Raw genomic sequence first — 16910 nt, 5'->3', positions numbered from 1 at the left:
CTATCTTTTATCTACTTATATTGTTAAAGTTCGTTCTACTTCACTTCTACTTCTACCTCTATCTTTTCGATAAAACCTCAGCCTCATACTGTTTCACTTCATTTAGCCAGCTTTCCCGGACCGGTACGCCATTCTTCGCACAATAATAATCCCAAATGGCTCCAAACGGATACGATTTAAATTCCTCGACCAAGGCAAGCCTTGAAGTGTAATCTCCATCCAGCTCAATTTGCTTCAATTGCTCGATTGGCTCCAGCATGGCACGAAGCAAAGCTTTTAATGTATTTCGTGTTCCGATCACCCAAGCAGCAACATGATTGATACTTCCATCAAAAAAATCTAATCCAATATGCGTTCTGTCCAGAAACTGACCACGAACCAGTTCACGGGCAATCTCGAGCAGCTCATCGTCCATAGTTACCACATGATCACTATCCCAGCGTACTGGACGGCTAACATGCAGCAGTAATTGATCCCCAAACAGCAGCCAGGAAGACAGCTTATTCGAAATCGTCTCGGTTGGATGGAAATGCCCAGCATCGAAGCACACCGCCTTGCCCCGGCTTAGCGCATAACCCATATAGAATTCATGTGAGCCAACCACGTAACTTTCCGAACCAATACCAAACAGCTTACTTTCTACAGCATCAATGTTATATTGCTGATCGATTTCCTCGCTGAAGATTTCATCGAGTGACTGCTGAAGCCGTACCCTTGGTGACAAGCGGTCGATCGGCGTATCTTTATAACCATCTGGAACCCAAAAATTAGTGACACAAGGCTGACCTAATACTTGGCCAAAGGACTCGGCGATTCGACGTGAGGCCTTGCAATGAGCGATCCAGAAGTTGCGGATTTCAGGATCTGGGTGACTCAGTGTGAAGCCATCGTTTGCTTTTTCATGAGAAAAACAGGTAGGATTGAAATCCAATCCGAGTCCCTGCTCTTTGGCCCAGCTCACCCATCGCTCAAAATGCTTAGGCTCTAACGCGTCGAGATCTACAGTCTCTTCTGTATCCGCATAAATAGCATGTAAATTTATTTTATGTTGCCCTGGGATGAGTGCAAGGGCCTGTTCCAAATCCCGGCGCAGCTCCTCCGGATTCCCGGCCCGCCCCGGGTAACTTCCGGTGACTGCGATCCCGCCGCTCAGTTCTTTTTCCTTATTCAAAAAACCCTTCACATCATCACCTTGCCAACAATGCAAAGAAATCTTAATTTCCGCTAGCTGCTCCAACACTTTATCTACGTCGATCCCATGCTGTGCGTAAAGCTTTTTCGCTTCATTGTAGCTGTTCTGAATGCTCTGTAAGCTCTCTTTACTCTGCTCCATGTTTGAGCCTCCTGATTTTTAGCTTAGTGTGTTTTAGGTGAGGCATTTCTGCCTCTCTTTGGCTCGTTTTCCGCGTATCGCGCTCGATGTGAGGCACTTTTGCCTCTCTTTAGCTCACTTTCCGCATACGCCGCACGATGAGAGGCACTTTTGCCTCTCTTTAGCTCGTGTTCCGCGTATTGCGCTCGATGAGAGGCACTTTTGCCTCTCTTTCGCTCGTTTTCCACTAAACTTAGCTACTAATTAACGACCTGTAGCCGGGCGAACTGTGCCAAAGCCGCTTCTTTGGTCGTGGGGTCCATCCCCTTCGGTATATAAGATGTTACTTGGAATGAACGACTTATAATTTCTCTCGCCTCTTGAAGATCAGTTACAGCACCCGTGCTGATCATCTGCACAACCAGATTGCCTAAAGCCGTAGATTCTGTTGGTCCGGCGTGAATTTCCATCTCCAGCAGATCTGCCGTAATCTGGCACAACAGACCGTTATTCGCACCTCCGCCAACGATATGCAACCTCTCTAAGTTGTCACCCGTCAATTGCTGGAGATCCTGAATGTAGAAATAATAAGATAAAGCAAGACTATCAAAAACACATCGAGCTATTTCCCCAGGCGTTTGAGGGACCAGCTGTCCTGCTTCCACACAATAGCTGCGGATCTCGTCAATCATGCTCTGTGGATTCATAAATCGTTCATCATTGCAATAAATGATCGATCTAAAGGGGATTTCTTGTGCTGCCAGCTCTACCAGCTCGCCGAAGCTGTATTGTCCGCCGTACTCCTCACGAACCTTTTGAATCAACCACATGCCCATAATGTTTTTAAGAAACCGGAATGAGCCGTAGGCTCCCCATTCATTCGTATAGTTGCGTAACATAGCCTCTGGACTTGTGATGGCTGAACCCCGTTCCACCCCGATGAGTGACCAAGTACCACTACTGAGAAATCCCCATTTCTCGCTGTTTGCCGGAACCCCTAATACAGCTGATGCTGTATCATGAGAGGCTACTGCTATGAACTCGCAATCTGGAAGATCACCGCGAGCCGCCAAGTCCTCCGTCAACCTCCCAACGGGTTCCCCAGGTTCTGTTAAGGGAGGGAATTGCTCTTTTGAAATACCAAGCACCGACAGAAGATCCTCATCGTAATCACGAGTGTGAAGATTCAGCATCCCAGAGGTGGAACCTATCGTCACTTCACTAATCTTGCGACCCGTAAGCCGATAATAAAGATAATCAGGGACCAGCAGGATGGAATGTGCTGCTTCCAGCTCCGCCTGATCATGCACAAACAGTTGATACAACGTATTTATCGGGAGATATTGTATCCCCACTTTTCCGTAAACGCTTTCAGTTGAGATGTTACGATGCAGCCTCTCTATCGCTCCATCCGTTCGGGAGTCACGATAAGAAAAAACCTCATGGATCCGCGCTCCCTCCTGATCGAGAAGTACATAATCGACACCCCAAGTATCGATGCCCACGGTGCAGCGCTCGATCCCTCTAGCCTTGGCCTGCTGTAAGCCCTTGACGATTTCAGCAACTAAATAATCTATATCCCAATATAGATTACCATTTTGTTCAGCGAATCCATTACTGAAGCGATGAATTTCTTCTATAGACAGGGTTCTTCCCGGCTGCTGCAAGGTTCCACAGACCACTCTCCCACTAGAGGCTCCGATATCAACAGCAATATGATTCTGAATTTGATTATGAGCTTGTGTATTCATCCCTATACAACACTCCTTATCTCCTATCAGCCTACTAGCAAAGCGAATACGATTCCTGGACCATGCACGCCTATCGTCAGATCATTCTCAATATCCGCTGAACGGCTAGGTCCGGAGATAAAATGGATGCCCGCCGGCAGCCCCGATGGCCCAGCTTCATCAAAATCAATAAGCACCTCACCGAGACGAGTCTTCAGCCGCTCCAATGGAACGATGGCAACTAATGCGGTAGGTAATAAGCTGACTGAACGGCCTTTATTCTCAGAGGACAGCACAGTAATGGAGCCTGTATAGGCAACTGCATAATCCGCAATCACAATTCCAATATCAGCCTCGGCCGCCCTAGCTTTCCATGCCTCCTGATCATCTGTATTCCAGACAGACACCCGTGTATCAGTGAGTTCCTCCTCTAGTCGAAGTGCTGCTAGCTCGGTGACATTTTGCCGGAGAATATACCGTGCGAGCATCTCATTGACTTTGCTGACGATGAAAGCTTTGGCTTCATCCATATCCTTCACACGAAATACATGACCACCGGCGCTTTGAAAATTCGCCGTAAATTGTTCAATCCTTTCCTCCGGACTCCACTGGAATTGCTGCCAATACTGCGGTGCGCCGCGAAAAGGATGTGCAGGAGCTTCAGTAATTCTCGGCCGCTTCAGGCGGCGAGCGATATCATTCATGAATGTCTGCTGCTTTTCACGTGAATCCTGCTCCATACGTTCCAACCAGTTACTGTGCGTCTCTTCAGTCATGTCCAGCCCCTCCTTCCAGCTCTTCCCGCTTCCGCTTCGCTAGTAAATCTTCCATTCGCTTCTGTATCGCCGGGTCCATTTCGCGACTGTTCTTGTCTAGCTCCTGTTGCAGCCCCTTCCAGCTCTCACGGAAGGATTGATCTGCCAGCTTCGGGGCGATCCGATAATTGTTCCAGCCTTTCAGCGGCCCCAGTTTCGACGGAATTCCTCCGTCTCGCACGAGCAGCTTTTGCCCGATTCTACCTACCTTCATCACATTACTAAATCGCTGTGACTTCGCCATAATCGCCCCAAAACCCTTCATGCCGAGACCTTCTGCCTTATCCCCATAACCACGTTCAACCTTCCGCCGCCGTAAATAGATGAGCATATCATGCAGAGGAATTTTGACCGGACAGGCTTCATAACATGCTCCGCATAGGCTAGAGGCTGAGGCGATGTCATCCCATTGATCTACATTTTTATTCAACGCCGGGGTCAACACCGCTCCTATAGGTCCGCTATACGTTCCCCCATATGCATGACCGCCAATATGACGGTAGACAGGACAAGCATTCAGACAAGCTCCACAGCGGATGCAATTCAGCAGCTCCTGAAACTCAGGATCGCCTAGCTGCTCAGATCGGCCATTATCAAGAATAATAATATGCTGCTCTTCCGGCCCATCACCATCGTTGGTTCTGCGGGGACCCGAAATCCCCGACATATATACCGTTAACTTCTGCCCTGTTGCCGAACGAGGCAATAATGTAGCCATCACTTCAAGATCACTCCACGAAGGAATAATCCGCTCCATCCCCATCAGGGTAATTTGTGTTTTCGGTAAAGTGGTGACCATACGAGCGTTGCCTTCATTCTCGAACAGCACCATCGAACCCGTCTCTGCAATAGCAAAGTTACAGCCAGTCATTCCGATATCCGCATCAAGGAACTTCTCTCTCAGCTTTCGCCGTACAAATCCAGCAAGAATAGTAGTTTCAGGCAAAAGCTCCTCCCCTGCCTCTTTGGACAACAGCTCGGCAATCTGGTAGCGGTTCTTATGAATCGCCGGAATAATGATATGTGACGGGGTTTCCCCGGCAAGCTGGATAATATACTCCCCCAGATCCGTCTCTATGGTCTCCACACCAATGGATTCCAGCGCCTTATTTAAATGCAGCTCCTCAGTAACCATTGATTTGGATTTGACCACAGAAGCTGCCTGTTTTCGCTGCGCGATTTCAACGGCAATCTTCACAGCCTCTTCACCCGTTGCTGCAAAATGAATATGTGTGCCGTTTGCTCTTGCCTTGTCTGCAAAAAGATTCAAATAGTAATCAAGATGGGCGATCGTGTGTAGACGGATTTGCCGCCCACGTTCACGCCACTCTTCCCAGTGACCGTGATCGTTAGCCGCTTTTTGTTTTCCATCACGCAGCCTCTCCGTGGTAAAACGAACAGCCTTGCGTAAAAAGTCATTATTCAGTGCCAAGTCTGCACGCTCTTTTACTGTTGCTGGCTTCCCGTTCTCTGATTTCGCCGTTAGATTGGTGGTGGTTTGACTCATTTATCAGTCACCCCCTCATACAGTAGTTCTGCTAAATGCATAACTCGAACGGGTTCGCGGCGGTAACGCAGATTCCCGGCAATATTCATCAGACAACCCATATCCAGACCCGTTAGGATTTCTGCTTCCGTCTCCAGCACATGATCTGATTTCTCAGTGACCATCGCCCCGGAGATATCAGACATTTTCACGGCAAAGGTTCCACCAAACCCACAGCAGTCCTCAGCAAAAGGCAGTGGTACCAGCTCCATCGCCTTCACATTTTGCATAAGCTGCATAGGTTCGTCGCGAATCCCTAGAATCCTTGTGCCATGACAGGAAGGATGATAGGTAACCTTATGCGGAAACACTGCTCCTAGATCAGTTACGCCAAGCACCTGCACCATAAACTGGCTGAATTCATAGGATTTACGTTGCAAATTCTGCGCCTTGACCAGATTAACCGGATCATCCTGAAACAGCTTAGGGTAATGATGAAGCATCCCCGTACAGGATCCGGAAGGTGCAATGACAAAATCACTGTCATCGAAGGCCTGCAGAATCGTAAGTGCAGCTTGCCGCGCTTCATTCCAATATCCACTGTTGTACGCAGGCTGTCCGCAGCAGGTCTGCACCTCCGGGAACTCCAGCTGTACGCCATATCTGGCCAGCAGACGAGCCATGGCTTCCCCGACCTTCGGGAACACGGCATCGCTGACGCAAGTTATAAACATCGATACCTTCATGCCTTCACCTCCTGCACAACTATTTACTACACCGTCGTTATTGCGATGTTCAGCTTCTGCAACTGCTTCATTTGTTCTTCAACAGGGCTGTAATCCGTTATTAGAACATCCACATCACTAGGAGCCGCAAAATGTGTGAACGCTTGAATTCCGAATTTACTGGAATCGCATAATAAGATCACTTGCTCCGCAATAGAAATCATCTTTCGTTTCACCATAGCTTGCAGCTCATTTGATTCACTAGCGCCACGTTCGAGATGAAATCCTTTGCAGGAAAAAAACATTTTATCCACGTGATACAATTCAAGCGAACGTTCTGCTAAATGACCAACATAGGACATTGATCTGCGGCTCAGTTGCCCGCCTGTAGAAAAGACCTCGATCCGCTCCTTCCCGCTTAACTCTGCTGCCACTCTAGTAGAATTGGTCAACACAGTGAGCGGCATATCCGGCAAATGCGAAGCCATATACCAAGCCGTTGTACTGGCATCCAGTAGAATCCGATCGCCCGGCTTAATCATCATTACCGCCTCACGGGCAATCCGCTGTTTCTCCGCTGCATTCATGATTTCTCGTTCAGCATAAGGGGTCTCCGGTTGCCGGTCACGCAGGCTAACTGCTCCGCCATGCGAACGCAGCAGCCGCCCCGCTTTTTCCAATCGATCCAGATCGCGGCGAATGGTTTCTTCCGTCACTTGGCATAATGTACTCAATTCTGAGACACGGATACTGCCGCGTTCATTCACTAGTTCTACGATTCGTTCATATCTGTCTGCAATCAGCATGATTTCCCTCCGTTATCCCTATCTATATTCAAGCTACCTCTTATCTAGTAAAAGCTGCTGGCACTCCACCATCGATTGTCAGCATACAACCCGTAGTTTTCTCTGACTTGGAAGAAGCAAAAAAAGCAACGCCTTCGGCAATATCACGTGGATAAATATTAACTAGCAGCGTCGTGCGTTTACGGTAATGCTCCTCTAATTGATCCGGCTCAATCCCGTAAGCAGCCGCCCGTTCATTACGCCAGTTCGAATTCCAGATAGCTGATCCTTGTAGAATTGCATCGGGCAGAATCGTATTGGCACGGATGCCAAACTCTCCACCTTCAGCTGCTATGCAGCGGGCCAGATGGGCTTCGAGCGCCTTGGCAGAACTGTAAGCCGAGACGCTTTTACCTGCAAAAATAGAATTTTTGGAGCCGATGAATACCATGCTGCCTCCGATTTTTTGCTCCTTCATCACTTTAAAAGCTTCGCGTGCAACGAGAAAATATCCTGTGCCCAGCACAGAAATATTCAAATTCCACTCTTTCAATGAAGTCTCATCAAACGGACTGGAGGTTGCAAGCCCAGCATTATTAACAATAATATCGACCCCGCCATAAAAAAGGGCTGTCTCCGCATAAGCTGCGGTTACCTGCTCTTCCTGAGTTACGTCCATTTTAACGGCGAATGCACGATTTTCACCAAACTTAGCGTTAATCTCTTCCGCTACTTTTTGTGCACCCTCCAGATTGAGATCTGCCAATACAACATGCGCTCCTTCTGATACTAAACGACGAGCCGTCTCACTCCCAATTCCCCCGGCACCACCTGTAATAAAGGCAACTTTACGGGAGAACTCCGCTTCTGCCGGAGCCAATGATAATTTATATAATTCCAGGGGCCAATATTCCACATTGTACGATTCATTCTCACTTAGAGAGACGAAATCTCCCAGCGCAGTAGCTCCGCGCATAACAGCAATCGCCCGGTGATACAAGGCTCCGCTGATCTTAGAATTGCTCCAGCTTTTACCTGTGTTGATCATGCCCACGCCAGGGATCAGGATCACACGTGGCGCAGCCTCGAACATTACATCGCCTTCATGTTTATTACGGTCGAAGTACGCTTTGTACTGCTCCTTATAATCGCTAATCGCTTCGCTCAGCTTCGCCTTCAAGCCATCGATATCATTGGTATTTGGCTCCCACGCAACAAAAAGCGGCTTCATTTTGGTATGTACCAAATGATCTGGACAAGCTGCGCCTACACCGGATAACTTCTCCGAGTCAGCCCCTCCTACAAAACGCAGCACATCCTCCGCATCGTCGAAGGTCAAAATCATTTTACGCTCATCGCTGACCGCGCCTCTGATCAGTGGCATCACTGCCGCCGCTACAGCCCGCCGCTCTGCTTCTGGAAGTGCTTCTGATTTGCGGCCGCCAAATAGGTTCTGATCTTCAATTCTTTCTTCAATATAACTTTCCGCTTCGTTAATTATGGAGATTGTTTTGGCATAACAAGATTCAGGTGTATCCCCCCAAGTCACGAGACCGTGTTTCTCCATCAGCACTAATTCAGCTTTCGGGTTTGCGAGCACACCTTCGGCAATCATTTTGGATAAAGTGAAGCCTGGACGGATGTATGGCACCCATACGAAACGATCCCCATAAATCTCACGGGCAATTTCCTTACCGTTATGAGCGCAGCATAAACTGATAATGGCATCTGGATGCGTATGATCCACATGCTTGAAAGGTAAAAATGCATGCAGTAACGTTTCGATAGAAGCACGCGGATGTTTAGGATCAATCATACAATTTGCGAGATAAGCTACCATCTCTTCATCTGGCATTTCATCACGTTCAAATAACGGGGCAATATCCTGAAGCCTTAGTCCGGTAAAGTTGCCTGCTTTCATCGTAGCAAGGTCAGAGCCGCTGCCCTTCACCCACATTACTTCTACCTCACGCCCGCGAAAATCCAATTCTATCGTTTTGCTGGATGTATTCCCTCCGCCAAAGTTACAGACTCTGCGATCTTCGCCCAGCAGATTAGAGCGGAACACTAATGCATCCAATCCCCCGTTTAATTTCGTTTTCCGAGATGAATCCCATAAGTTTTGTACCATTTGTGAATACCTCCGTTTTTGAATGTTTGTTTTTTTGTTTATTTTTGTTTGTTTTGATTTTAAACTATTTGTTTGTGTTTGAATAGAGCGCTTTCAACAAAATTTTAAATTTTTTTCACATTTTAGACGAATCTCCATTGGATGAACTACAATAACATCGCGAATAACAAAAAAGAGCTGCCTCTTGGCAACTCCTCCCCTATTTTTCACACCAGCTTAAAGGGTGATCCAGTAGTTACATTTTTCATTCTCAATGCCATGTAGTATTCCTTTGTTCGCTTCAATAACCTTTCTCGAAGATATATTATCCGGCTCACAAGTCAGCATGACCTTATCAATCCCCATGTCCGCAGCTTTTTTTAACAGCTCTGCCAAAAAAATCGTGCCATAACCCTTTCCTCTTTCACTGGGTCTGATACTATAACCGATGTGTCCACCGGACTTCCTCAATTGATCATTTAAGGAATGTCTTAGTTTTCCGACACCAACAGGATAAGCGTCAATCAGTAGCCAGTAGTTGGTTTGTGCTACATACTGTGGCGGAAGATTATCACCTTGTGAAAGTGCTATCCGATCCCGGATGAAATCAGGAAATTGACTGTAAGCCAGATCAAATCCGTTATTGACGAATCCATTTTCCCCCGGACCTATCTCCACAATCAGCTCAAAAATATCGCGTCCATCTGAAACACTAGCTTCCTTTAGCTCAACGAGCATAATCATCCCCACCTAGAACGTTATTAATAACTTCCCTATCAAAATTTACCGCAAAAGAGACCGGCATGCATTATTTAATTGCACATTCTACAACTAAAATGATCTTCAATGCTCACGCCTAATGTGTTAAGTGTACTTTGTGCAATTAACTTCGCCCAATTTAGCTGAATCAGCTAAATACGAGAGAAATAGTTGTACGAAGTACATCTATTTCACCGTAGTGAGAGTAAAGTAGCAATTTAGTTGTATGAAATACACTTATCTGGTCTGCACCCCTCTTTTCACAGGAATGTTCCTATTGCGCGCTCCTCCTTCCGCACTCTCGTAGTATACTTATTGGAATAAGATACAGATGTTGTATTTTCACTAAGGAGGTTTGTGATGGTAAATAGCTTTAAGAATGCCAAGGTGCAAGAACGAGTGTGGCAATCCTACCAACAGCTAGTTGATCAGTGGCCTATTCCTCTTGAAGAGCTCGATCTCCCAACCACATATGGGCTGACGCATTGTATCCTTACCGGGCAAAAGAGTAATCCCCCTTTATTTCTGTTTCATGGCGTTGGTGATAACTCGGCGGTCATGTGGCTCCTTAACATCGAGGAATTATCGCGGCATTTTTACTGCGTTGCTATTGATACTCTGGGCGGACCCGGAAAAAGCATTCCTAATGCGCACTTTAATAAACAAAAGTTTGAGCAGGTGGAATGGATTAATGAAATAGCCAAACATCTGAGCATAGACATCTTTAATATTGCAGGGGTGTCAAATGGAGCCTATATTGCTTTTAATTATGCAACCAAGCAACCGGACAAAGTGAACCGTGTGATTTGTTTGGAAGGCGGAATGGTCACCACACCCATCAAAGCCATGCTGCAAACGCTAATGATGATGTTCCCAGAGATTCTGATTCCCACGGATCGCAATTTACTGAAAGTGCTGAAGAAGTTAAGTGCGCCTGACTCCCCTTTATTTAACAATCACCCAGAAGTAGCTGCTCATCTAATTCTTTTAATGCGAGCTCATAATCAGCAAGCTATGTTTGTTCATAAGCTTCAAAAATATGATAAAAACGCCGCAGTTGCCGTCAGAGATAAGCTTTATTTTTTAGTAGGAGAACACGCGTTAAAACAATCAAAGGATTTCATAGATATTTTAGAGGATGGAAAGTTTCATTACCAAGTGATTCCCCGTGCGGGACACGGCATTAATCATGAGCAACCGGATAGAGTCAACACTGAAATCATCAATTTCCTGACCCGCGATAATGATAAATCACTTGCATCCTTATGAAAGCGTTACTATTATGAAGGTTATTACTCATTACTCTATTAAAGGAGAGGTTACTCATCAGATACGGAACTCTAGCCCACACATTTGGCTGCCTGCCGCTCAAGTCGTTAACTGCAACCCTTCAGAATTATGATATCGATTTTGTTCAGCTTGCATTATCCAAAGCCATTCAGGACATCGACACTTCTACCGGTAAACTAAGTCCAGGTCTTGCCAGCTATATTGGCGAACAATTTGACAAAGCAGGAATACGTATCGGTGTTTTGGGCTGTTACATCAACCCTGTTCATCCGGATCCTGTCATCCGGAGAGCTGAGATCAATCGTTTTAAAGAGCATCTTCGTTATGCCCGCCAATTCGGCGCACCTATGGTGGCAACAGAAACAGGTGCGCTGACTACTTTTCAAGCACAAGATCCGATCCATTACGAAGCTATCGGCTGGGATACGTTAAGGGCAACTGTAGAAGAACTTGCAGAGGAAGCCGAAAAATGGGGCGTTTTTCTAGGACTAGAAGGGGTCTGCACACATACACTTTCTACACCAGACAAGATGCGCCGCATCTTAGATGAAGTCCCATCAAGCTGTATAGGTGTTGTATTGGACCCTTGTAATTTTATTGGCACGGCTGCGCATTTGCAGGATCAAATTGTCGATGATTCCTTTAGATTATTCGGCGACCGTATCATTCTGGCGCATTTAAAAGATATCTATCAAGATGGTGAAAAAGCATACCACGGAAAAGCAGGCAGCGGAGTATTCCATACCGAGGCTTTCCTGCGCAAACTCCAAGAATATAAGCCAATGATCGATGTGTCATTAGAAGATATCAAGGATCTGGAGGTTAATGAAACCGTTGCTTTACTGAAGAAGCTTGCACCTATAACACAATAAAAATCCATTTCTGAGGATAGGTGTTAGCAGCAGCTGCGCATCTATCCCCAGCTTTATCTATGCTCAAAAATAATGCTTCCAGTTATTGAGCAGATGATCATCCTCTTTCTGCAGCAATTTAGAGGCATATACGATTTGACCTGTATGATAGGAATAATGCTCTGCCGCTCCGATCATAATCTTTTGAATACTCCAAGTATAATTCTCCATTCCAGCCCCCTCAGGGAAACTAATGGTGACCTCCCGTTCTAGATCAGCCTTCGTCAAATTGCCCACCACCGAACGGCTTTCTTCCCTCATACTCCCCCCTCTTCCTTCTCCTTTTGTTTATAAACTTGATAAATGGTACTTTTCTATAGGAGCTGAATAAAATAAAAAAAGGAACGATTGAATCATATTTTTTCATATTATAGCTCTAACTTGGAAGGGACGGGATTATCAATGCGATTCACATTCCCTATTCTGACCTTATCTCATGGCGGAGCACAACGTATGCTAGTAGAGCTCACCAATGGGCTGACAGACTTGGGTCATCAGGTCAATCTCCTTTTGCCTGTGGATGGCGCTATTTCTTATGATGTGCGCGCAAACGTAATCCGCTCCTCACATATGAATATTCACGAGCATGACTTTCCTCCCGGAGACGTCATTGTTTCTAATTATTTTACAACTGTCCCCATCGCCCAAGCAGCAAGCCAACAAGGAAAAGGGGTTCATGTACGTTTATCTTTATGTTATGAGCCACCTTTTTTACCGGATAACGGACGCTCCTTCCCCTCCTATCACATCACTGAGCATCTAATCGTTTTATCACGTTGGCAACAGGAGCTGATCCGTTTAAATCATGGCATCACCGGCAGTATCGTGCCCATTGGCATTAGCTCCTCTTTTAAAAATATGAATATCCGTCACAGTCTTCAAGAGCCTTTAAACATAACAGCTATATTAAGAAAAACAGAACGAGGTTTCTCCTGGCACCGTGAGCAAGATTATCTTATAGAACAGCTGGATTACGTAAAAAGCCAATATCCCGATGTAAATATTAACTTCATCAGTCCGCCTGACGAGTTCAACACCTCAGAAATTCTCCAAAGAATGAAAGCTACTGGCAAATATCGGTTCTTTACGCCAGCAAATGATGAGGAGCTCTGCTATCACTATAACGGTGCGGATATTTTTGTTAGCTCAAGTATTTTTGATACAGGCTCTTTACCGGGACTTGAGGCCATGCGTTGTGGAGCAGCGTTAGTCTGTGTATATTCGGGCGGGAATATGGAATACGCCCATCACAAGAAAAACTGTTTGCTCTCTTATCGATATGAGAACCGGCTCGGTGAAGATGTCATCCGCTTAATACGTGATCCCAACTTAAGAACTAAATTAGCGGAGCAGGGGGAAAGATATTCGCGCAAATGGACTTGGGAAAATAGTGTCAGATTATTTGAACAAGCGATCACAGATTTATTATAAAAATATAAAAAAGCAAGTCTCCGGTGGCCGAGATTTGCTTTTTTATTGATCCAAAAGAATCATTGACTAGAGAAATAATACAAGATATTATGTAAGCGTTATCAATTGCAAAATAATGAAACACTTTAGGGAAATCTAAACTAAAAGGAGAAGGAATATGGCGAAAAAAGGTAGGCAAGGTTATCGGTTGTTATTGTTGTCTTTTTTAATGCTTTTTACAACTGTTTTTTCAGCAGGATCGCAAGCTTATGCAGCAACCTGGAATCTGACTGGAGATACCAATGTACACGACCCTTCATATATCAAAGAGGGAAACACACATTGGGTATTCAGCACGGGATCAGGTCTCCAAGTGATGTTTTCAAACGATGGAACGAACTATATTCGCTCCCTTCCGATTTATAACTCGAAACCCTCCTGGTGGAGCTCTTACGTTCCCAATCAAGAAGGGCTAGATGTATGGGCTCCAGAAATTTTCTACTATAACGGTACCTATTACCTCTATTATTCTATCTCCACATTCGGCTCAAGAGTGTCTGCTATTGGTTTAGTAACTACTAAATCGATCTCCGGGGGAAAATGGACGGACCAAGGTGTCGTTATCTCATCAAATGACGCCTCCAATTATAACGCCATTGATCCTAACATTACGGCAGATGCTAACGGAAACCTATGGATGACCTTCGGTTCCTGGAGCAACGGGATTTACATTACCTCCATCAACAAAACAACCATGAAGCCAACGGGCAACTCGTATCGCATTGCCACTAAATCCGGGGGGATTGAAGGTTCCAGCATGGTTTACAATCCAAATACTGGATATTATTATCTATTCGTATCCATTGGCCAATGCTGCTCAGGCGTAAACAGCACCTATAAAATTGCAGTGGGACGCTCAACCAGCGTACTGGGGCCTTTCTATGCAAAGGACGGTACCGATATGAAAAATGGCGGGGCTACGGTCATCGATAGCGGCAACAGTTTTTGGGCGGGTCCTGGTGGACAAGATATATACGGAACCAACGTTATCGTCCGCCATGCTTACAGTGTCGCTGAGAATGGCGCACCCAAATTGTTAATCAGTGATCTCGAATGGGATTCTGCTGGCTGGCCTTACTATAATTAACGTCTAATCGAGGAGTTGCCCCTAAGCCCTATTCTGTGATTTATGGGGCAGCTTCTTTTTACTGCTAAACCTTCTACTCTCTCTTTCGATAAATACCTGGCGAGACACCATAACGCTCCCGAAACACCCTGTGAAAATAGGTATAACTTCCAAACCCCGTCTCCTCTGCTATACGCTCTAAGGTGTAATTGGTATTGTCCATTAATCTCAGTGCCATCGCAAGCCGGATTTGCCCCGCATATTGCATAATAGAATAACCGAATTGGATTTTGAATACATGCACGGCCCTTGTCACACTAATTCCAGCATGAGCGGCTACGTCCTTTAGTCTGATCTCTGAAGTAGCATGCTCCTCCACATAACTCTTCATCTTAAGTCCGTGTAGAAGTGAAGCCGAAGATGATGCAGGTGCCTCTTCCATAGCCCGATCTAACAGCAAACATAAAGCTTTAAATAGCGCTTCTAGTATTTCAGGGCTACCCCCGTCTAGTCTTCTATTCTCCAGATCAAGCTGTTGCCATATACTTTGCAGCTTACCATCATCCGCAATTCTTACCTTTTTGGGTCGCTCACGCAGGTTCCACCAGTGGTCCACCCATTCCCCTGTACACATTACAAAATAGTCCACACTATGTCCCAGAGGACTTTTCTTTTCACCGATTCTCAGATCATATATATCATAGGGCTTAAATAATAGTAGATCCCCAGGTACTACGGTAGTCATTTCTCCATCAATGAGGACTTCACATTCCCCTTCGGCTTGCAGCCTGATGATATAGGTATCCAACCCACTGCGATATAGTTGCCGAAAAGGCTGAGTATGGCGGATAAATCCACACAAACTAATTTGAACGCTGTTTGTTTCCATCGCATTTGCTCCTCTTTCTATAGTAATCAATGACCAGATTGTTGAGGTTCTTAGCCATATAGTTTCTTCAAAGTGCAGTGAATCTCCTTCTATAATAAAGACAGAATTCATATGTAGGAGGTTATCAACCATTATGAGTAAAACTATTCGCGTCATTCAAACCGCTAAAGAAACCACGGATCGTTTAACAGAAAAGGACCCTCTGATTTTCCTTCCCGATACGTCAGGAGTCGAATCAGAGCTAATCAATATCTATGATGATCTGGAGTATCAAGAAATTGAAGGCTTTGGTGGAGCCCTTACGGAGTCCTCTGCCGTTACTATCGCTAAACTTAGTGAAGCTAAACAAAAAGAAATCATTGACGCTTATTTTCATCCTGAGCACGGCATCGGATACACCCTTTGCCGCTCACACATCCAAAGCTGCGACTTCTCACTGGGCAACTATGCTTATGTAGAGGAAGGCGATGCGGAGCTACGTTCATTCGATATTTCCAGAGATCACGAATCAATTATCCCCCTCATAAAAAATGCTGCCGCAGCAGTAGGTGAAGATTTTCGTCTGTTCTCTTCCCCATGGAGTCCTCCAGCGTTCATGAAGACAAACGGGCAAATGAACGGAGGCGGAGCTCTTAAGCCTGAATATCGTGAGGCTTGGGCTAACATGTTCGTTAAATATATTGAGGCGTACGCTGCAGAAGGGATTGATATCTGGGCTGTCAGTGTTCAGAATGAAGCCAAAGCTGTACAAAGATGGGATTCCTGCCTGTATACCGCTGAAGAAGAAAAGGATTTTGTGCGTGACTACTTGGGACCTGCTCTGGAACAAGCGGGCTTGGGCCATGTAAAAGTTATGATCTGGGATCATAACAAAGAACGGGTATATGACCGTGCTAAGGTTGCTTTTGAAGATCAAGCAGCGTCCAAATACATATGGGGAATCTGCTTCCATTGGTATTCCGGTGATCACTTCGAAGCCCTCTCTGCTGTACATGATCGTTTCCCAGATAAAAAGCTGTTCTTCAGCGAAGGCTGCCAAGAAGGTGGCGTTCATCTCGGCTCATGGAACACCGGTGAACGTTACGGACATGATATCATTGGCAATCTGAACAACTGGATGTCGAGCTGGACAGACTGGAACATTGTCTTGGATGAGCAAGGTGGACCTAATCATGTAGGAAATTACTGTGACGCTCCAATTATCGGAGATACCAAAAACGATGAAATTACTTTTGAGAGCTCTTTCTATTACATCGGGCACTTCAGTAAATATATTCGTCCGGGTGCTAAACGCATTGGTTTCTCCAAATATACAGATAAGCTTGAAACAACAGCTTTCCGCAACCCTGATGGCACTATTGCTGTTATCGTTATGAATCGCACAGAGCAAGAGCTTCCATTCACCCTGCGCTTCCATGACGAACTGGCTGAGAACATGATTCCGGCTCATGCCATTCAAACCCTGCTAATTAAGTAGCAGCGGTTCATTCCTAATAAAAAAAAGGTTCTCTTTATGCCAGCGCACAGAGAGAACCTCCTTTTTTATTAAATTCAATGAAATA

General features: G+C 45.6%; 15 protein-coding genes. 5 read left to right on the top strand and 10 right to left on the bottom strand.

Annotation, left to right across the window (positions count from 1 at the left end; genetic code table 11):
- Nucleotides 1-58: 58 nt before the first annotated feature.
- The 8 genes from rhaA to MHB56_RS25340 all read right to left on the bottom strand — a co-directional run bounded on the left by rhaA (nt 59) and on the right by MHB56_RS25340 (nt 9701).
- Complete coding sequence (rhaA, locus tag MHB56_RS25375) at nt 59-1333, bottom strand: L-rhamnose isomerase (RefSeq protein ID WP_312151373.1); 1275 nt, start codon at nt 1331-1333, stop codon at nt 59-61.
- Nucleotides 1334-1572: 239 nt separating this feature from the next.
- Nucleotides 1573-3063, bottom strand: coding sequence for a rhamnulokinase (gene rhaB, locus MHB56_RS25370; protein WP_341144153.1), 1491 nt, complete (start codon nt 3061-3063; stop codon nt 1573-1575).
- 26 nt (nt 3064-3089) lie between these two features.
- Nucleotides 3090-3818: a LutC/YkgG family protein gene (locus MHB56_RS25365; RefSeq protein ID WP_248548013.1), complete on the bottom strand. Its 729-nt coding sequence runs from the start codon at nt 3816-3818 to the stop codon at nt 3090-3092.
- Nucleotides 3811-5364 (bottom strand): LutB/LldF family L-lactate oxidation iron-sulfur protein, encoded by a 1554-nt coding sequence (locus MHB56_RS25360; protein ID WP_341144152.1) that lies wholly within the window; start codon nt 5362-5364, stop codon nt 3811-3813. Before MHB56_RS25360 ends, MHB56_RS25365 begins: the two co-directional genes overlap by 8 nt.
- Nucleotides 5361-6089, bottom strand: a complete 729-nt coding sequence (locus MHB56_RS25355; RefSeq protein WP_036689769.1) for a (Fe-S)-binding protein — start codon at nt 6087-6089, stop codon at nt 5361-5363. Before MHB56_RS25355 ends, MHB56_RS25360 begins: the two co-directional genes overlap by 4 nt.
- 26 nt (nt 6090-6115) lie before the next feature.
- Nucleotides 6116-6874: a DeoR/GlpR family DNA-binding transcription regulator gene (locus MHB56_RS25350; protein ID WP_036689767.1), complete on the bottom strand. Its 759-nt coding sequence runs from the start codon at nt 6872-6874 to the stop codon at nt 6116-6118.
- A gap of 40 nt (nt 6875-6914) precedes the next feature.
- Complete coding sequence (locus tag MHB56_RS25345; RefSeq protein WP_280752757.1) at nt 6915-8984, bottom strand: bifunctional aldolase/short-chain dehydrogenase; 2070 nt, start codon at nt 8982-8984, stop codon at nt 6915-6917.
- Nucleotides 8985-9200: 216 nt separating this feature from the next.
- Nucleotides 9201-9701 carry a GNAT family N-acetyltransferase gene (locus tag MHB56_RS25340; RefSeq protein ID WP_076130357.1) on the bottom strand — a complete coding sequence of 167 codons (501 nt, stop codon included), beginning with the start codon at nt 9699-9701 and terminating at the stop codon, nt 9201-9203.
- A 381-nt stretch (nt 9702-10082) separates the two neighbouring features.
- Between MHB56_RS25340 and MHB56_RS25335 the strand changes: the two genes are divergently transcribed.
- Nucleotides 10083-10991, top strand: a complete 909-nt coding sequence (locus tag MHB56_RS25335; RefSeq protein WP_076309909.1) for an alpha/beta fold hydrolase — start codon at nt 10083-10085, stop codon at nt 10989-10991.
- Nucleotides 10992-11020: 29 nt separating this feature from the next.
- Complete coding sequence (locus tag MHB56_RS25330; protein ID WP_076280898.1) at nt 11021-11884, top strand: sugar phosphate isomerase/epimerase family protein; 864 nt, start codon at nt 11021-11023, stop codon at nt 11882-11884.
- A 63-nt stretch (nt 11885-11947) separates the two neighbouring features.
- On the opposite strand, the gene MHB56_RS25325 is transcribed toward MHB56_RS25330, so the two are convergent.
- A complete protein-coding gene (locus tag MHB56_RS25325; RefSeq protein ID WP_076303043.1) occupies nt 11948-12184 on the bottom strand; it encodes a DUF1572 family protein in 237 nt (78 codons plus the stop codon).
- A 141-nt stretch (nt 12185-12325) separates the two neighbouring features.
- Between MHB56_RS25325 and MHB56_RS25320 the strand changes: the two genes are divergently transcribed.
- Together MHB56_RS25320 and MHB56_RS25315 are read left to right on the top strand one after the other, a co-directional pair.
- Nucleotides 12326-13354 carry a glycosyltransferase family 4 protein gene (locus MHB56_RS25320; protein WP_076280900.1) on the top strand — a complete coding sequence of 343 codons (1029 nt, stop codon included), beginning with the start codon at nt 12326-12328 and terminating at the stop codon, nt 13352-13354.
- Between the two features lie 157 nt (nt 13355-13511).
- Nucleotides 13512-14480: a glycoside hydrolase family 43 protein gene (locus MHB56_RS25315; RefSeq protein WP_076130361.1), complete on the top strand. Its 969-nt coding sequence runs from the start codon at nt 13512-13514 to the stop codon at nt 14478-14480.
- A gap of 73 nt (nt 14481-14553) precedes the next feature.
- Here the strand turns inward: MHB56_RS25315 and MHB56_RS25310 are convergent, their stop codons facing one another.
- On the bottom strand, nt 14554-15348 hold the full coding sequence (locus tag MHB56_RS25310; RefSeq protein WP_076130362.1) for an AraC family transcriptional regulator: 795 nt from the start codon (nt 15346-15348) through the stop codon (nt 14554-14556).
- Nucleotides 15349-15481: 133 nt separating this feature from the next.
- Between MHB56_RS25310 and MHB56_RS25305 the strand changes: the two genes are divergently transcribed.
- On the top strand, nt 15482-16825 hold the full coding sequence (locus MHB56_RS25305) for a glycoside hydrolase family 30 protein (RefSeq protein ID WP_076130363.1): 1344 nt from the start codon (nt 15482-15484) through the stop codon (nt 16823-16825).
- Nucleotides 16826-16910: the final 85 nt, after the last annotated feature.

Source organism: Paenibacillus sp. FSL H8-0315 (assembly GCF_038005365.1).
Lineage (GTDB): Bacteria > Bacillota > Bacilli > Paenibacillales > Paenibacillaceae > Paenibacillus_AQ > Paenibacillus_AQ odorifer.
This window is presented reverse-complemented; position numbering and strand designations above follow the sequence as displayed.